Raw genomic sequence first — 16934 nt, 5'->3', positions numbered from 1 at the left:
GGAGTAGAATAATTCTTTGCGGCCAATGCAAGCGTGGTGCTGTGCCACCTCGAAACTATTGAAGCGGCCCTTAAATTTGGGAACTTTTCGGGCGATAGCTCATCCACTGTAGAGCAGAATCGCGAGATATTCTTGCCCACACTTAATTACCCCATACATCTAAAAAAATGTCTACGTACACACCCCATTCTTCACGCCGAGGTTTCATCAAAAAATCAGCTGCTGCCGCAGGCGCTCTGTTTGCCGCCCCTCAAATCATTCGGGCTCAAACACTGGGCAACTCGGAGAAAAGTGCCGCCAACTCACGGATGGGGATCGGCTTTATCGGTATGGGCCTGATTTCCCAGGGACACCTGAAAACTTTCTCCGGCATGAAAGAGCTTCAGCCTATTGCGGTCTGCGACGTGAAATCCTGGCAGTTGGAGAGGGCTTCAAAGACGCTGAAGGACCGCGGCTTCAACGATGTGCAGGCGACAGCAAACTGGGAGGATGTGATTTCCAATCGCGAGATTGATATTGTCTGCGTGACAACTCCGGACCACTGGCATGCTGCGCTCGCCATTGAGGCGATGAAGAACGGTAAGGATGTTTACGTGGAAAAGCCGATGACCCTGACGATTGAAGAGGGTAAAAAGGTAGTCGAGGCGCAGGAAAAATACGGGCGTATTCTCCAGGTCGGTTCTCAACAGCGTTCTTCGGAGCGCTTCCGGAAGGCAGCCAACCTGGTGCGTAACGGAATGATCGGAGAGGTTAAAGAAATTTACTGCCAGTTGGGCCAGTTCCCGCAGCCGCCGGAACAAGAAGAAATCAAGCCGGTACCGGAAGGCTTCAACTATGATCGCTGGCTCGGGCCGACTCCTTACTACGAGTACTCCGATAACCGGGTTCTCGGTAATTACGGCCGCGGTTGGCGCTGCTACTGGGAATACGGCAGTCGTAAATTCGGTGACTGGGGAGCCCACCACTTCGACATTATTCAGTGGGCACTTGATCGTGATGATACCGGCCCGGTCGAGTTTATCCCCAAGGGGTACAACGGAGCAGAGTACCACCACTACCGCTACGCCGATGGCATCACGGTCTGGCGCGATCGAAAGCCCAATCCTGCCATGATCCGGTTCATCGGCACCGAGGGCGAGGTCCATGTGGGACGGGGTAAACTGGCCAGTCTGCCGGAAGATCTTGTGCGCCATCGATTCGACGATGATGCCATCCAGGTTTACGAGTCGAACAACCACCGGCAGAACTTCATTGATTCCGTGATTTCCCGTAAGCCGACAATTTGCCCGGCCAGCGTGGGGCACCGCTCCGGCACGATTTGCCAGTTGGCAGGCATCGCCGAACTTCTAGGCGAGCCCGTGCAGTGGGATCCGGCCACAGAACAGGTCGTTGGTAATCTCAAGGCCACCGCGATGCAGGACCGCCCGCGCCGCCCCGGTTACGAATTGCCCGAGGTATGATCAGGCTTCGGCTTCCAAAAACGAAGGGGCTTGTGGTTCACGGACCCGGATAGTCGTGTGCCCTTAGAGGCTCCGCTCTTGTCCCGGCGTAGTTTTCCGGAGACGGATGCGGATCCAGTGTGCAAAAGAGAACATCGCCTTGACGGCGATGCGGGCATTCGCGAGCGAAGCCCCTACGGAGCGGAGCTTACACCCGGATCCGCGGTACGGCACTCAGCAGCTTCCTGGTGTATTCGTGCTGGGGGTTCTTGTAGAGTTCTTCTGCCGAGGCCTTTTCGACCATTTTTCCGAAATACATCACCCCGACCTCGTGGGAGACGTGTTGCACCACCGCGAGATCATGGGAGATAAAAAGGAAGGAAATCCCGAATTCCTCCTGCAGGTCGGCGATCAGTTTAAGGATTTGATTTTGCACGGTGACGTCCAGGGCGGAGACCGCCTCATCCGCCACGATGAATTTGGGCTTCAGGGCGAGTGCCCGGGCGATGCCGACACGCTGACGCTGCCCGCCGGAAAATTCGTGAGGGTAGCGGTCGGCCATGGCCCGTTCCATGCCGCAGACGTCCAGAAGCCGGTAGACTTCCTTGTCCCGGTCCGACTTGTCTCCGATCGAATGCGTGTCCAGGGGCTCGCGAATAATCTGCCGCACCGTCATGCGCGGATTCAGGGAGCCGTAGGGATCCTGAAAGATGATTTGGATGTTACGGCGGAATTTCATCATCTCCTTTTGGGAGAGCTTTGTGATGTCGTTGCCTTCAAACAGGATTTGCCCGCCGGTAATCGGCTGCAAGCGGAGGATGGAGCGGCCAAGCGTGGATTTTCCGCAGCCGGACTCGCCGACAAGTCCGAAGGTTTGCTTCCGACCGATGGAAAAAGACACGTCGTCGACGGCTTTGAGGTGATCCTTGACGGTATTGAAGAAGCCCCCGCGAATGGGATAGTACGTCTTCAGGTTGCGGATTTCGATAAGTGGTGTGTCGTCCATCTTTAAAAGGGCCCTTTTCTTGAACCGTTAACGGTTCAATTGATGTTTCAGTTTTACAGTCAGTCGCGCAGCGTGAGGACGGAGTTGAGAAGCTTCCTGGTGTAGGGGTGCTGTGGGTTGCGGAAGAGCTCCTTGGTTTCGGCGATTTCAACGATCTTTCCCTTATACATGACGATGACGCGTTTGCAGGTCTCGGCCACCACGCCGAGGTCATGGGTGATCAGGATCATGCCCATGTTGCGCTCTTCCTGTTGGCGGTGGATCTCATCAAGCACCTGTGCCTGGACGGTGACGTCGAGAGCAGTGGTGGGCTCGTCCGCGATGAGCAGCTTCGGGTCGCAGGAGAGGGCCATCGCAATCATGACGCGCTGGCGCATGCCGCCCGACAGCTCGTGTGGATGCTGTTTCACGCACTTGGCCGGATTCGGAATGTTGACCGTGTCGAGCATGCGGACGGCGATCTCCAGTGCCTCCTTTTGGGAGACCTTCCGGTGCACGCGGATGACTTCGGTCATCTGGTTGCCAATGGTAAAGACCGGGTTGAGCGCGGTCATGGGCTCCTGAAAAATCATGGAGGCGAGGTCGCCGCGGATCTTGCGCATCCCGGCCTGGGTTTTCGAGAGGATGTCGACGCCGTCCAACTCGATGCGGCCGCTGGTAATCCGTCCCGGCGGGTTGGGAACCAGTTGCAGGATAGTCAGCGCCGTGACCGACTTGCCGCTGCCGGACTCGCCGACGATGCCGACCGGTTCGCCGGTGCCGACCTCAAAGCTGACGTTGTCGACGGCCTGAACCGGACCCTTGTCAGTCATGAATTCGACCGAAAGATTTTCGACTTTTAACAATGGTGGCATGGTTGGGAGCTTAGTTACTGATCTTCTTCGGGTCGGTGGCGTCCTGGAGGGCGTCCGCGAACATATTGAAGGCGATCACGAGCACAAAGAGGAAGCCGGAGGCGGCCAGAAAGTTGCCGAAGTGGCCCCGCAGCACCTCGTTGATGGATTCCGAGAGCATGGTGCCCCAGCTGACACCGTCCTTCACGCCGAGGCCGAGAAAGGTGAGGATCACCTCGCTCTTGATCGCGCCGACGAAGGTGATGGTCGCCTGGACCAGAAGGATGTGGAAGGTGTTCGGAGTAACGTGTCGGAAGATAATGGTCATCGGCTTCACCCCGATGGCGTGGGCGGCCTGGATGTATTCGAGGTTACGGATCTTGATGACCTCCCCTCTCACGATCCGGCAGGTGGCAGACCAGAAAGTGGCGATCATGGCCACGTGCATGGCGTAGGGCATGTCCTGCATGGCAAAGGCGATAGCGGCGACGAAGAGGTAAAAGGGGATCGCGTCGATGCAGCCATAGAGCCACATGATGATTTCGTCGATGATGGTGCCGTTGAAGTAGCCGGCAATCGCCCCGAGGACGCCGCCGATCAGCGTCGAGAGCACGGCGACCAGTAGCCCGACCTCAAAGGCGGTCTTCGTGCCCGCAATCGCGCGGGCGAAAATATCCTGCCCATTAATGTTGGTGCCGAACCAGTGCTCGCTGCTGACGCCGAGAAAGCCATTGTCCGTGAGGGCGCTCCAATTCTGCCCCCATAGGCCGAGCCATACGCCCAGAGCGATGATCGCGTAGATCCCGACCACGATGAGAGCGGCCACGCCGAAGCGGTCGCGCTTGAATTTACGCACACTCTTGGACCAAAGTGATTCCTTGGATTGCCTGGGTGGCTCCGAATTTTGGGAAGCGGGCTTCATCACTTGGAGTAAGAGATTCTCGGGTCGATTATTTTGTAGGCGATATCCGTGAGGATAAGAGCAAAGACGTAGAGGATAGCGGTGCAGGTCACGACCGCCTTGACCACGGGTAGGTCACCATTGGTGATGGCGTCATAGGTGACCAGGCCGACTCCGGGAATACCGAAGAACTTCTCCAGTACAAGGTTGCCCGCGATGATGACGAAGGGCAGGGAGATGATGATCCGGGTGACGATGGGGATGAGCGAGTTTTTCAAGACATGCTTGATCATGACCTTACCGTTGCCGATGCCGTAGGCCTTTGCCGTGCGCACGTAATCCCGGTTCAACTCCTCGACGATCACGGCCCGGAAAAAGCGCGTGTTGTAGCCGAGCGAGACGAAGATACTGGTTAGAGTGGGCACTGCCACGTAGAGCCAGTAATAATACCAGTAGTAATAGGCGATTTCGAAGAAGCCCGCGTCGATATAGTCCGGCGGGGGATCGATCCAGCCCTGCACGGGGAACCAGTTCAGGCCGTAGGTGGTGCAGAAGATGATCTGAAAGGCGATCACGATCATGAGGTAGCTGACACTCATTCCCACGACAGCAAAGATCATGACGGATTTGTCCCAAAAGCCGCCCCGGTGGTAGGCTGCGAGCAGGGCCAGGCCCACGCCCAGGATATTGGAGATGATAAAGGCAGGCAGCGCGACGGCGAAGGAGATCGGGACCGTTCGGGCCAGAATGGAGGTCACCTCCTCGCCGGTGGAAATCGAATTGCCGAAGTCGAAGGTGACGACCTCTTTGAGGAACATCAGGTAGCGCTGGACAAAAGGTTGGTCATAGCCGAGTTCGCGCTGCACCTCCGCGATTTGCTCCGGACTGGCATTCTTTCCGAGGAGGCTGTAGGTCAGATCCGGGCCGAAATAGACCATCAGGGTAAAGGCGATCAGCGTCACCCCGAACAGCAGCGGGATCGAGTAGATCAGTTTACGGACGGCGTATTGGAAGGTTTCCATGGCTAGTTCATTCCCTCCCCTGTGGACCCGGGCCGCATGTAGGCATACTTCAGCAAGCTGCCGTGCGGACTGTCGGAGTGGTAGTAGACGACATTGTGATACCAGACGTAAGGATTGTTACGCGTCATGCCGGAGATAGTGGGCACGTCTTCCAGAATCATCCGGTTCATTTTTTGGTAAAGCTCGGTGCGTTCCGGGCTGGGTTGCATGGTCTTCGTTTGCTTGAAGAGCTTGTTGAATTCCGGGTTGTCGTAGTTCGAGGTGTTGGAGCCCGGGCTTTGGTTCGGCCCGTAGAAAAGTTGCAGGACGTTCTCGCTGTCCGGATAGTCAAGGTTCCAGCCCATGGGGATGAGCATGACTTCCTTCTGTTTCACCGCCCGGTTGTAATCGCCGAAAGAGGCGTAGGTCTTGAGCACAACTTTTTCGCGGGGATAGCCGATCTTTTCCAGCCAGCCGCGGAATTGCTCGAACATCTGGATGTCCAGCACAGTCGCGGTGACGCCGTATTCCAAAATGGGGAGGTTCTCGGCCGTCCAGCCACCCGCCTCCAGATATTCCCGTGCCTGTGTGTAGTCGGCCTTCACGTAGGATTCGGGAAGATCCGGATCGTGTGCGTCGAGCCGAGGGGGAATAATGCCAGGGAAGATGATCCCCATGTCATTGTAGAAGCGCTGGTTTCTTTGGTCCCAATCGAATGCTTTCCGGATCGCCATGCGCAGGAGTCGGTTCCGCCTGTCCCGTTCCGGGTCCTGGTTGTGGCCGATTCGCGGGTCGGCCATGTTGAAAGACATGTAGACGAAACCGAAATCGGGTAAGCTCATGCCTTTGAATTTTTTCGCGTAGTCCGGCTTCAGCTTGAGTGGCTTCAGTTGGGAGGCGACCATGTGGGTCAACGCGGTCGGAATTTTTCCGAAGTGGATCTCGTTGCCTTTGTTCAGGGAGTTCCATCGGGTCATGCTCTCCTTCATGAAATGCGCTTCCACGTTGTCCATGATGGGGATGCGTTTTCCGTCCAGTACCTCGAGTCCCACCCAAGCTTGTGTTTCCGGGTCGTAGCCCTCGTATTCGAGGTCGAAATACTCTTCACGGTAATTTTCGTTTTTGGCCAGCACCGCTTTACGCGTGGTGAAGGACTTGAGGGCGTAGGGGCCGCTGCCGACCGGATTCAGGGAGAACTCCTTGCCGTAATGTTCGACGGCTTCCCGGGGCACGAAGGAGGAGTAGCCCATGGCCAGGGTGTAGACGAGTTGCGGGAAGGGCTCGTTGACCGTGATCTGGAGCGTATAGTCGTCGACCGCCTTGAGCCCCTCGATTTCTTGAGAGTAGTCGGAGCCGGTCGCCTTCCATTCGTCGAGGCCCTTGATTTTGCCCCGCCAGACCCACTCACCCTGGGGAAGATTCTTCGGGTCGAAGATTCGCTTGAGTGAAAAAATAAAGTCCTGGACCACGACTTCCCGTCCCTCGCCATCCGGAAAACAGGGGTCGTCGGCATAGCGAATGCCTTTTTTGATCCGGAAAGTGTAAACCAACCCGTCATCGCTGACATCGGGCATGCCGGCCGCCAGCTTTGGCTTCAGCTCGAAGGGGCGGGCCAGATACTTATATTCGTAGAACTGATCGTAGATGCTGGTAACCACCAGATTCTCGTAAGTGGACGAGGCTGCGGCCGGATCCATCGTCACCGGGGAGCCCGAGCCCGAAAAACGAAAGACATTATTGTCCTGCTCACGGTCGCTGAACGGTTTTTTACAGCCACACGGAATCGTGAGCAGGAGACCCACTGCCGCCAATGATGTTATCAGCTTCTTAGCCATCGGTGATTAATCTGCCTAATACCATATTTGTCAGTGAGGGATAGGGAGCCCGTGCCTCTGCGTCAATGACCACTCGCTCCAGTCTTTGAAGTATCGAGCAGTTCCCGTTCCAGAACGGCCTAGAAGAGTTGCATCTGCTCGTCTTGTAGAGGTGCGGTGGCTTGTATGAGGCGACTGTCGTTGTTCTGCACGCTGTTGACCCGCCGCGAGACCGTGTGTTTCTCAAAGGGGATTTCATTGGCGAGCCGCACGGCTTCTTTACGGGTCAATTGATTACCCAGCCAAGCGTCGCGAGCTTCCGGAGGCAGAATGACGGGCATCCGGTGGTGCACGTCCTGGATCGAGGCCTCGGCGGCAGTCGTCAGGAGAATGCAGGTGTCCGCTTCTTCTTCGCGGCCGGAGGGATACCAGAGCCCGGCCAGATAGCACAGTTCCCGGTCAGTCGGGTAGATGTAGTAGGGCTGCTTCGTGATCCCGTCGGCATACCATTCGTAGAATCCGTTGGCCGGCACCAGGCAGCGGTGGCACTCCCAGTTCTCGCGGAAGCGCGGCGCTGTATCCGCCGTTTCAATACGAGCGTTGACGTGAAAGTTTTGCGGCGTCTTCAGCCCCCAGTGCATCAAAGTGGCACGCGGGCCGGTTTCCTTTAGCTGGGAGATGCTCAGCACCTCGCGGCCGGGACCGATGTTATAGTCCGGCTCAATGCTTTCCGGCAATGCCAGGGCGATGGCCTCGGCCAGTTTATTCTTGTTGGAATGGAGTGTGAATCGGCCGCACATGATTGCTAAAATCAAAGACTCAATAGAGGCGCAGCGGGAAATCAAACCAGAATAAATCGAACTTAACGATCTTTTGACAAAGTTAACGTTGACAGGTGGGGGGGGTGTAAAAGTTAGGCGTGGAAGAACCGTTATCCATAACCATGTATCCAATAGCCACTAACTAACTCACATATGAAAAATAGAACCCTTGCCCTTTTTCTCGCCGCCAGTTCGATCTCTCTTGCCTCCGAATCGGTTGTTATTTTTCAAGACGACTTTTCCACCGACACCTTAGCGACGGGTTACGCGCACCAGGGGGCCACCTATAACGCAACGCCTGAGACGGTGACGCTTCAAAGAGGTTATTCGACCGGCAATTACCTCCAAGTCGCCGAAAATTTCAATTTGGATACCGGCGGCACCACCGAGCTGACCATCGCCTTCGACTATGCGTTTAGCGATCCCATGTATGGGGCCACCTTCGCTGTCGAATACAACGATAATAGCGGAACAGGTTGGCAAACGATCGACACGATCGACCGGACTTCCTCCAATACGAGTCAAACGAATGACCCTGACAATCCCTATTCCATCACGATTGAGGAAGGGCAGACCTACAATTTCGCGGACGGCGCGTCGATCCGGATTCGGAGCATCGACACCGGGGGCGGGGGCTACCACTTCGACAATCTGACCGTTTCGGCGGACAATGTCGCCGAGCCGACGAAAGGCACCGTCATCATGATTTCTTCGCTCGGCGGATGGTTCGTTTTGATGTTCGGTTTTATCTTTTGGCGGGAAATCGGGCAGCCGGGCCAAAGCCGTAGCACTTCGCTGACAAAATTCGAGACACAGAAATAATCACCCCGACGAAAGGATTTCCCATGACTTCGTCGAGCCCCGGCCCATCCCCGCGAGCCGCTCGCGGGAATCACGTGTCCATCCGTAGCAACGCTGCGAGAGCAGCGTCCCTTGTCGAAAAACGACGTAGCGATGCCGCGACAACGGCGCCCCCCGTAACCTCTCGCGTCCCCCGAACGCTCGCCGCCGCCTGCATCGCCGCCGCATCTTTTGGACCCTGCCTCACCGCGTCGGCCCAGACCCCGGTTGCCTTGCCTTTCGAGACGGATTTCGAATCCGACGAAGGCTACAGTCTGGGACCCTTGACCGCCGACAGTTGGTGGGACATCGGTGCCGATCTTGACGCCGAGATTCTGAGCCCGGGAGCGGGCAGTTCGCAGGCCTTCGGCTTTTTTGGCAACGATTGGCTTGTCCTGACCTCGGAACCGCAAACCGCGCAGGTCTTCTGGGTGGATTTTTTCCTCAAGCCGGTTTTCGCCGACCAAAGCAATTTGCCGACATCCATCCCTTCGCTCCAGTCGGCCGTCACCGGCTTCGTCAAAGAAGGCGGCGCGGGTGAAATCTATGCAGTGGATGGCGACGGCCTCGGTTCGGGCCAGTGGTCGTCCACGGGCTTCACGAGCCCGCTTGCTGCCGACGGCGAATCGGCCCTCGACTGGATTCGCCTCAGCTATCGTCTCGATTACGCGGCCAACAACTGGGATCTGTTTGTCGATGGCGAACTGCAGCGCTACGACTTGGGCTTCCTCGATGATAGTCTGACTGCGTTCGCGGATTTCGGCCTGTTCGGGGATGCGGAAACGCAGAGCCTGCTCGACTATTATTACGTCGGCACCGGAAATCCGCTTTTCAACGACGCTTCCAACGATGGTCTGCCCGACGCATGGCTCACCGGCTACGGGCTCGACCCGAATCTATACCAGCGTAACGCGGATTCCGACTTCGATGGCCTTTCCAATATCACCGAGTTTGCCCTGGGCACGAGTCCGGCCCTGGCCGACACCTCGGGCGACGGTCTGGACGACGGTCTCAAAGTCCTGCTAGGTGAGGATCCGCTCGGCACCACCGCCGATCCGTTCGGCACGGTTCCGTTTGCCGATAGTTTTGAGAGCGATGCGGTCGGCCCGTTCCTGGACGGTACCCGCCTTTGGGAATTCACGGGCGTCGATGCTGAAATCCTCATGTGGTCGGGCGCGCCGGAAGGGACCCAATACTTGCGGGTCACCGAAGAAGCGCCCGTGTCGCTCAGCCGGATTTTTGGAGACACCCAAAGTCATGATTCGGTCTGGATCGACTTTCACCTCGCGGTTGGCTATTACGACGGGGCCACGCCGCCAGAGATCACGGCACCGCGCGCCGCTTCGGCCTTCTATTTCGGTACTGACGGTCTGCTCCGGGTCTTCGACGGCAATCAGCAGGGGGGCGGCCAATGGCTCGCCCTCGACCATCCGCCGGTCGAGCTGGGCGCCTGGGCGCGGCTGACCGTGCATCACGACTACGCGGCCCAGACCTGGTCGGTATGGATCGACGATGTCAATTACGGGCAGAATCTCGGCTTCCGCGATACCGTTCCCGCTTTCAGCTACCTGCAATTCGATCAACTCAACGCCCTCGACGGTGTCAGCGTGGATGCCATTGAGCCCGCCGCGCTCGACAACGACGGCGACGGTCTCATGAACTCCGGGGAAACCACCGCCGGCACCGATCCCGACAACCCCGACAGCTCGGGGGATGGCATGAACGATGGCAATAAAGTCGCGCACGGGCTGGACCCGTTGGTAAGCGATTCCTTTATCGATGTCCTCCAATCGGACGGGCAGGGCGGCTACTTCTGGGAGACGGAATTCGCGGTCGCCGAAGGCTATGCCGCCGGTGCGCTCGACGGTCAGAACGGCTGGACGGCCGCCGCCGCCACGGTCACCTCGGGCGAGACGGTCGAGTTCGCCGATCCGCTGGCCCCGGCTTCCATGCAGCACTATTTCGGGGCAGGCACGCAGGTTCCTGTCTGGCTGAGCTTCCGCGCCCGGCTGACGCCCGGCGAATTGCCTGAAACCGTCGGCGACGAAGGTCACCCACTATCGCTTGTTTTCGGTGCCGCATTCCCCAACAGCCTGTCCGTTTACGACGCCGGTGCCGCCGAATGGACCGAGTTTGTCGTCACGCCCGACCTCGAGGCATGGAACGACTACGATATCTATCTCGATTATGCCGCCGGGCGCGCCACCCTTTTGCTGAACGGCTCGCTCATCGCCGCCGACCTGCCATTTTATAATCGGGACGGCAATGCCCTGACTCGTCTGCGCCTGCTGCGCGAGGCCTTGGCGGAAGCGCCGAGTGAGCCGGGTAGCGCCACGGAGATCGACTCGATCACGCTCGCCACCGCCGAGCCCGCCGGCCTCGACTTTTCGGGCGACGGCATGACCAACGATGAAAAGCGCGCCCTCGGTCTCGACCCCTGGCTCAACGATAATTCCGGCGACGGCTTTTCCGATGTCTGGATTCTCCAATACGGGCTGGACCCGCTCGTCGCTTACGATCCCGACAGTGATCTGGACGGCGACGGCCTCGCCATGATCGGGGAATACGACCTCGGCACCGACCCAACCGATCCGGATTCGGACGGCGATGGATTGAGCGATGGGGCGGGTGTCGATCTGCGGCTCCGTCTCGCTTCGGACACCGGCGTCGAACTCGATGCCTCCGGTAATGTTTCCATTTGGCAGGATCAGTCGCTCTACGGCAACGATGCTTCCCAGTCCGATGCGGCCATGCGTCCCGGTCTGGTCGCGAACGCCTATAACGGTCAGCCCGCTCTTGTTTTCGACGGACAGGACGACTATCTCGCAGGCCTGTCCGATTTCGATGCCTCTGCCGGTGACTTCACCCTCATCGTGGTGCACCGGCAGACGGGTGGGCAGTCCGAAAGCGCACCGTTCAGCTACAGCGCGACCGGCACCGCTACCGGAGCCCCGCTGCTGGCCTACGGGCCGCAGGCAGGTCACTTCGGCATCCATGCCGTCGGCCTCGGAACGGACGGCGTGTATCTCGACCTCGGCCCCAACCACGAGCAACGACTTTCCATCGCCTCGGTCCGCCGTAGCGGCGGCGCGGACGGCCTGGACGGCGAACTCGCCCTCCGCGCCCTGACCGACCATGTGGCAACCGAAGCGAGTGGCATCCAGTCGTGGACGAGCGGCGAGACCACCGGCTACTACGTGGGCCAAAAGCAACCCGTCGGCACCGACCTCTTCGGCGGTGAAATTTTGGAAATTCTCGTTTACGATGCCTCCTTGAGCGAGGCGCAGCTCAAGCAAGTCGAGCAGCACCTCGCCGGCCGCTATGCCATCGACTTGGATCAGGATCCGGATGGCGACGGTCTGCTCTACATCGAAGAAGATCCCAATCAAAACGGCATCGTCGATCCGGGCGAGACCGACCCCTTCAACGCCGACACCGACGGCGACGGAATTTACGATCCCCTGAGTGTCGCTTGGACGGCCGATCCGGTCGCCGACGCCACCGCCCTCCAACTTCAAGGCGACGGCTCGAAAGGCCTGCACATCGGCTTCGAATCCGCCGAAGGTTTTCAGCCGGGGCAGCTGGGTGGCCAGCAACAATGGGAAGCCTCCCGGATCTTCAGAGTGGACGGCGAGTCCGGCGCGGACACCTCGGCGCAGTCGCTCCGCTCCAAGGCCCATCCCTACGTCGATACCTTTGCCCATGCCAAGCGCTATCTCAGCGCCGCAGGCGAGCCGGTCGTCTGGGTTTCCTTCCAGGCGAAGTTGCACCCCATCGATCTGATCCGGCCCGAAGATATCGATCCGGACGCCGGGGCCGTCTTCGGCATCACCAATAACGGAACCATTTCCGTCTTCGATGTGGATCAGTCCGAGTGGCTGAGCGCTCCGTTTACCGGAGAACCTGAGGCCTGGGTGCGCTACGATGTGCGGCTCGATTACGCGGCCAAAACCTGGAAGCTTTGCGTCGATGGCGTCACCGTCTTCGAAGCCGTCCCCTTCGTCGATCCCAACCGCGATACCCTCTCGAACTTCACCGTCCTCCAGGAAGGCGGCGCAGCCTCCTTCAATTGGATCGACGAAATCACCATCCAGAACGTCGAGCCCGAGGGCCTCGACTTCGACGGCGACGGTCTGGACAACGATACGGAACGCAGTATGGGCACCGACCCGAATTCAGCCGACACCGACGGCGACACGCTGCCGGACGGCTGGGAGGTGCAGCATGGCTTCGATCCATTGGATACTGAAGACGCACTGACAAATACCGACGGGGATATCCTGACAGCCGCGGAAGAGTTCCGTTTCGGCACGGATCATACGCTAAGCGACAGCGATGGCGACGGAATCGACGACGGTTACGGCATGCCCGGACTGGTCCGCCGTCAAATCTGGAAGGATGTTAAAGGCAAACGTTTGAACGTTCTCATCCATCACACCGATTTCCCTGAAGGTGAAAACAGGACGGAGTGGCTCGACAAGCTCGAGATCGATGGCAACCAGGGCGATACTTATGCAGATCGAACCCGCGGATTCATCGTTCCCGAGGAAAGCGGCGATTATGTCTTCCACCTGGTGGGTGACGACCATACGGAATTCTGGCTGAGCAGCGATTCGCACGCCTACAACAAAGAGCGTATCGCTTACGTCGCGACTTTCACGAACCCGATTCAGTGGGACCTGTATCCCGAGCAAACATCGGAGGTCGTGACGCTTGAAGCAGGCGTTCGCTACTATTTCGAAGTGTTACATGCCGAAATGTGGGCGGGAGACTATTTCAAAGTGGCATGGAGCCGCCCGGATGTGGGCTCACCGCGCGAGGTTATTTCAGCTCCATATTTGCTCTCCTGGCTGCCGGACCCGGACGATCAGGACGACGATGGTTTGCCGGATGCCTGGGAGATGCAGTATGGCCTCGATCCTTCAGATGCAAGCGCCCCGCTCGAAGGTGCGTATCGCGACTTCGATGCCGACGGCCTGAGCAATTTTCAGGAAATGAATCTCCAAAGCGATCCGTCCGCCAGGGACACCGACGGCGATGGCTATTGGGACGGTATCGAGCATCTGGAGGAAACTTCCATTCTGGAGGCGACGGATGCGCCGACCCATTTACTCCCGAATGACGTGCCGACCACCTTAATCGGGCAGGCCACGGTTGCCAAACCTTACCTGGCGGCCGACGGCACGGAAATCCTCTTCGCCAACGGCGACGGCCTTCTGAACGGCAAGGGCGCACACGGAGTCATGCGGGAGATCGGCGTGACCGAGAACTTCGACCTGATCGTTCGTGTCGATTCGTTTCAAGGCAGTTTCCCGGGCGATTCGGGCCTCTTCGGACTGTTCATGCGCTCGTCGAGCAACGCGGACGCCGACTCCATCGGGATCTACCGGGATGCCAACTCCTTTCATGGGATCAGAACTGTCGGCGACAGCCCCGGCACGAACGAGAGCCTGAAAAATACGGTGGATACAGGCGACGCGCCCGTGTGGCTGCGTATGCGGAAAATCTCGGGTTCCATTGTGGAAATCTCCTATTCCGTGAACGGTTCGCTCTGGACGAAGTTGGGAAGCCATCTCTGGACGTCTCCAGAGATTCCGATCGTCGGCCTGTTTGTAGCGAGTGGTGACGGCGTCGAACTGGCCAAGGCGACTTACGAAATAGAACAACTCGATTTGGACAGCGATTCGGACGGTCTCTTGGACTCTGAGGAGGCCGTTGCCGGTACCGACGCCCAACTGGTCGATTCGGACGGAGATGGGATCAGCGATTACGATGAAGCCCGTCTCTATCTAAGCGACCCCAATTCTAACGACATGGGGGCCAGCGAGTTGGTCCAGGTCTTGGATTTGACCACGGGAACGGGCCTGACCGGAGAATGGCTTTCAGATGCAAACGGCATCCATTCAAACGCAGCCGGAGGCATCCTCCGCCAGCCGGTTACGCTTTCCGCAGACGGACTCTACGAACTCGATCTCACCGCCACGCCGTTCGAATACACCGGCAATCTCTCCGAATACGAGATTGCCGTCACGGTGGATGGCCAGTTCGTGCAGCGGATTTCGTTCTACATGTTTGACGGCGAAACCGACACGAAGAAGATCGTCTTACCCTGGCTGCAAGCGGGCACGCACCAGATCGAACTGCAGTTTGTCAACTTCAAGCAAAACCGGAATATTAGATTCACTTCCATGGCACTCAGCCGTCATGGCGGGGTGGATGCCGACACCAACGGAAAAGCCGATTGGATCGACCATCGCCTCAACTTGATCAACGGCATCGAAGCGACCTCGCTCAGCAGCATCACCTCGCCGTTCTGCCTCGAAGGGCGTAGCCGCTATGTGTCCATGCTATCCGGTGACGCCCTTGCCGCCCAGCCGGCACCCGCCGACCGCTGGTATACGAATATCGATTTAAATGCGTCGGCGACCACAACGGCAAACGTCGGATTTGAAAACGGCGGCTTGAGTCAAAATGTCGAACTCACGTGGGAACAAACCAACCTTATCGATGCAAATGGAGCCACGGTGAAGATTCGCAAAGGCGACTCCCTCCTGCTCAATGCCGTGCCCGCAGGTCAGGCGACAGGCTCAGTCGAAGTGACCGTAACCGGCGAACAGCCTCTGGTCTCGACTGTCGAAAGCCCAATCCCCGTGAATTTCGACACCGCAGGCACGTTTACAGTAACCGGCACTTGGTCGGATGCGGGAACCACATCGACCGGTCAAATCGCCGTTGAAGTGGTCGAAGCAGACTTCGCCAGAAGTCCCATCGCCATGGTCGCCGAGACGCGCTCATGGGTGAACCCCGATTTACCCGAAGATGTCATCGTCGAGTCGGATATGCGGACTCTGGTCACCGAAGCCGATCCGACACAAGCGGGGGATCGTGTGCTCGAAATCACGACCGATTCTTTGAATTCCCGCTATGTAGCCGCAAGGCTGAGCCCCAACGGTCCGATCCTCACGACACAAGAGATACGGGGTCAACGTGCGGCGAGCACGACCGCAACCAGCTACAAACTGGTCGAACGGTATGAGGACGGAACCGGACTTTACGAAGTTGCTGTCGTCTTGTTCGATGTCTATCCGGAAACGGAAGTGCACTTGGATATCTATGCCGCAGGTGTCATGTTTGAGGATGGGAGCCTGTATAAGGTTCTCACCCCGGACGACTTCAATGAACTTGGAGTGGCATATGTAGGTTTCATTCGCGCTGGCACCGCGAAAGGTTCGTTCTGCCATCGCACTTATATCTATGATGCCGTAATCAATCTTGGCCAACCCCGGGGATAGATGAAAAGGAAAGCTACATACGCAATACTCTTTGTTCTCGTCGGCCTTTGCTCGACTGTGTTCATCTATGTCAAGCTGTTGAACTCCGATCAATCAACTGAGATGGAGCATTTTCCAAATGAGTTGGAGTTCCCCAAAAACGCTGATGAAGGAAGGAAAGGCTCAACATCTCTAAGAGAGGAAGCCGTTCCAAATGCCTCTGTGGGCAATAGCGGGAAGCGCTCCGAAGAATCAAAAACAAGTCGGGTTGTCGCTCGGATGCCTGCTGGCTATCAACCAGACCAGTTGCATCTTCGCCGGGAGCTTGAAGTCAATAATAAGACCGTAAGGTCGCCCAAGCATGCGGTCGATGTGGTGACGGGGCTAACAGAAGCCTCAAATGCCGAACGGTTTCGTGCGGTTTCAGATCTACACGGGGCTGAATTGCCTGAAGCTGAAGCGACTCGCCTGCTGGATTACCTGGCAGATGAGCATCGTTACAAGGGTATGTCGAATGCGGCAATGTATGTCTTGATTAATGAAATTGTCGCCGTTTTTCATGACCAGCCGGTTCTTTCGGACGACTATTTAGAAGTATCTGCACAGGTCATTAACGACAAGACACAGCAAGAGAACGTTCGTGATTACACCCTTCAGGGGCTTTCTCGGGGGATGGTAAATGCCTCCGAGACGCAGGCAAAAATGATCAAAAATGTATTTTGGGATTCGCTGGACGAAACGGATACGAGTTTGCCCGGCACTGCATTATTGGCCCTGAATCGTGAACGTAGAGCTGGAAAGCTATCTGCCGAGGATGTGGCTAAGTTGGAAAAAACTGTAGCGGAGTTCATCGAAAATCCGAACTTAGGGGAACGCACCAGAATTCCTGCGATACAAGTAGCGGACGACATGGAAATAACTGGATTAAGCGATTCTCTGGCAAGGATTGCAGAAAGCAAAAATACGTTTTCCGAAAGAATCGTTATCGAATCTATTAGAAGTAAATAA

The 16934-nt window shown here is 57.5% G+C and carries 10 protein-coding genes; 4 read left to right on the top strand and 6 right to left on the bottom strand.

Going from position 1 to position 16934, the window contains the following annotated elements:
• Positions 1-167 precede the first annotated feature (167 nt).
• The gene (locus DDZ13_RS00265) at positions 168-1460 is read left to right on the top strand and encodes a Gfo/Idh/MocA family protein (RefSeq protein WP_110129415.1); all 1293 of its coding nucleotides are present in this window, start codon (positions 168-170) and stop codon (positions 1458-1460) included.
• 187 nt (positions 1461-1647) lie between these two features.
• Here the strand turns inward: DDZ13_RS00265 and DDZ13_RS00260 are convergent, their stop codons facing one another.
• From DDZ13_RS00260 to DDZ13_RS00235, 6 genes are all read right to left on the bottom strand, one after another.
• Positions 1648-2445: an ABC transporter ATP-binding protein gene (locus tag DDZ13_RS00260; RefSeq protein ID WP_110129414.1), complete on the bottom strand. Its 798-nt coding sequence runs from the start codon at positions 2443-2445 to the stop codon at positions 1648-1650.
• 59 nt (positions 2446-2504) lie between these two features.
• Positions 2505-3299 (bottom strand): ABC transporter ATP-binding protein, encoded by a 795-nt coding sequence (locus tag DDZ13_RS00255; RefSeq protein WP_110129413.1) that lies wholly within the window; start codon positions 3297-3299, stop codon positions 2505-2507.
• 10 nt (positions 3300-3309) lie between these two features.
• Entirely contained in the window at positions 3310-4200 is an 891-nt protein-coding gene (locus DDZ13_RS00250) for an ABC transporter permease (RefSeq protein WP_110129412.1), read from the bottom strand.
• Positions 4200-5201: an ABC transporter permease gene (locus DDZ13_RS00245; protein ID WP_110129411.1), complete on the bottom strand. Its 1002-nt coding sequence runs from the start codon at positions 5199-5201 to the stop codon at positions 4200-4202. The genes DDZ13_RS00250 and DDZ13_RS00245 overlap by 1 nt, the downstream gene beginning before the upstream one ends.
• Positions 5202-5203: 2 nt before the next feature.
• Positions 5204-7015: an ABC transporter substrate-binding protein gene (locus tag DDZ13_RS00240; protein WP_110129410.1), complete on the bottom strand. Its 1812-nt coding sequence runs from the start codon at positions 7013-7015 to the stop codon at positions 5204-5206.
• Between the two features lie 119 nt (positions 7016-7134).
• Positions 7135-7794 (bottom strand): SOS response-associated peptidase, encoded by a 660-nt coding sequence (locus tag DDZ13_RS00235; protein ID WP_110129409.1) that lies wholly within the window; start codon positions 7792-7794, stop codon positions 7135-7137.
• A 174-nt stretch (positions 7795-7968) separates the two neighbouring features.
• On the opposite strand from DDZ13_RS00235, the gene DDZ13_RS00230 reads away from it, so the two are divergent.
• The 3 genes from DDZ13_RS00230 (at position 7969) to DDZ13_RS00220 (ending at position 16934) form a co-directional block, all read left to right on the top strand.
• Positions 7969-8637 (top strand): hypothetical protein, encoded by a 669-nt coding sequence (locus DDZ13_RS00230; RefSeq protein WP_110129408.1) that lies wholly within the window; start codon positions 7969-7971, stop codon positions 8635-8637.
• Between the two features lie 74 nt (positions 8638-8711).
• Positions 8712-15947: a PA14 domain-containing protein gene (locus tag DDZ13_RS00225; RefSeq protein WP_146209178.1), complete on the top strand. Its 7236-nt coding sequence runs from the start codon at positions 8712-8714 to the stop codon at positions 15945-15947.
• Complete coding sequence (locus DDZ13_RS00220; RefSeq protein WP_110129406.1) at positions 15948-16934, top strand: hypothetical protein; 987 nt, start codon at positions 15948-15950, stop codon at positions 16932-16934.

The sequence above is a fragment of the Coraliomargarita sinensis genome, from assembly GCF_003185655.1.
GTDB classification, from domain to species: Bacteria; Verrucomicrobiota; Verrucomicrobiia; order Opitutales; family Coraliomargaritaceae; genus Coraliomargarita_B; species Coraliomargarita_B sinensis.
Note: the sequence above shows the minus strand (reverse complement) of the source record. Positions and strands in the feature narration are given on the sequence as shown.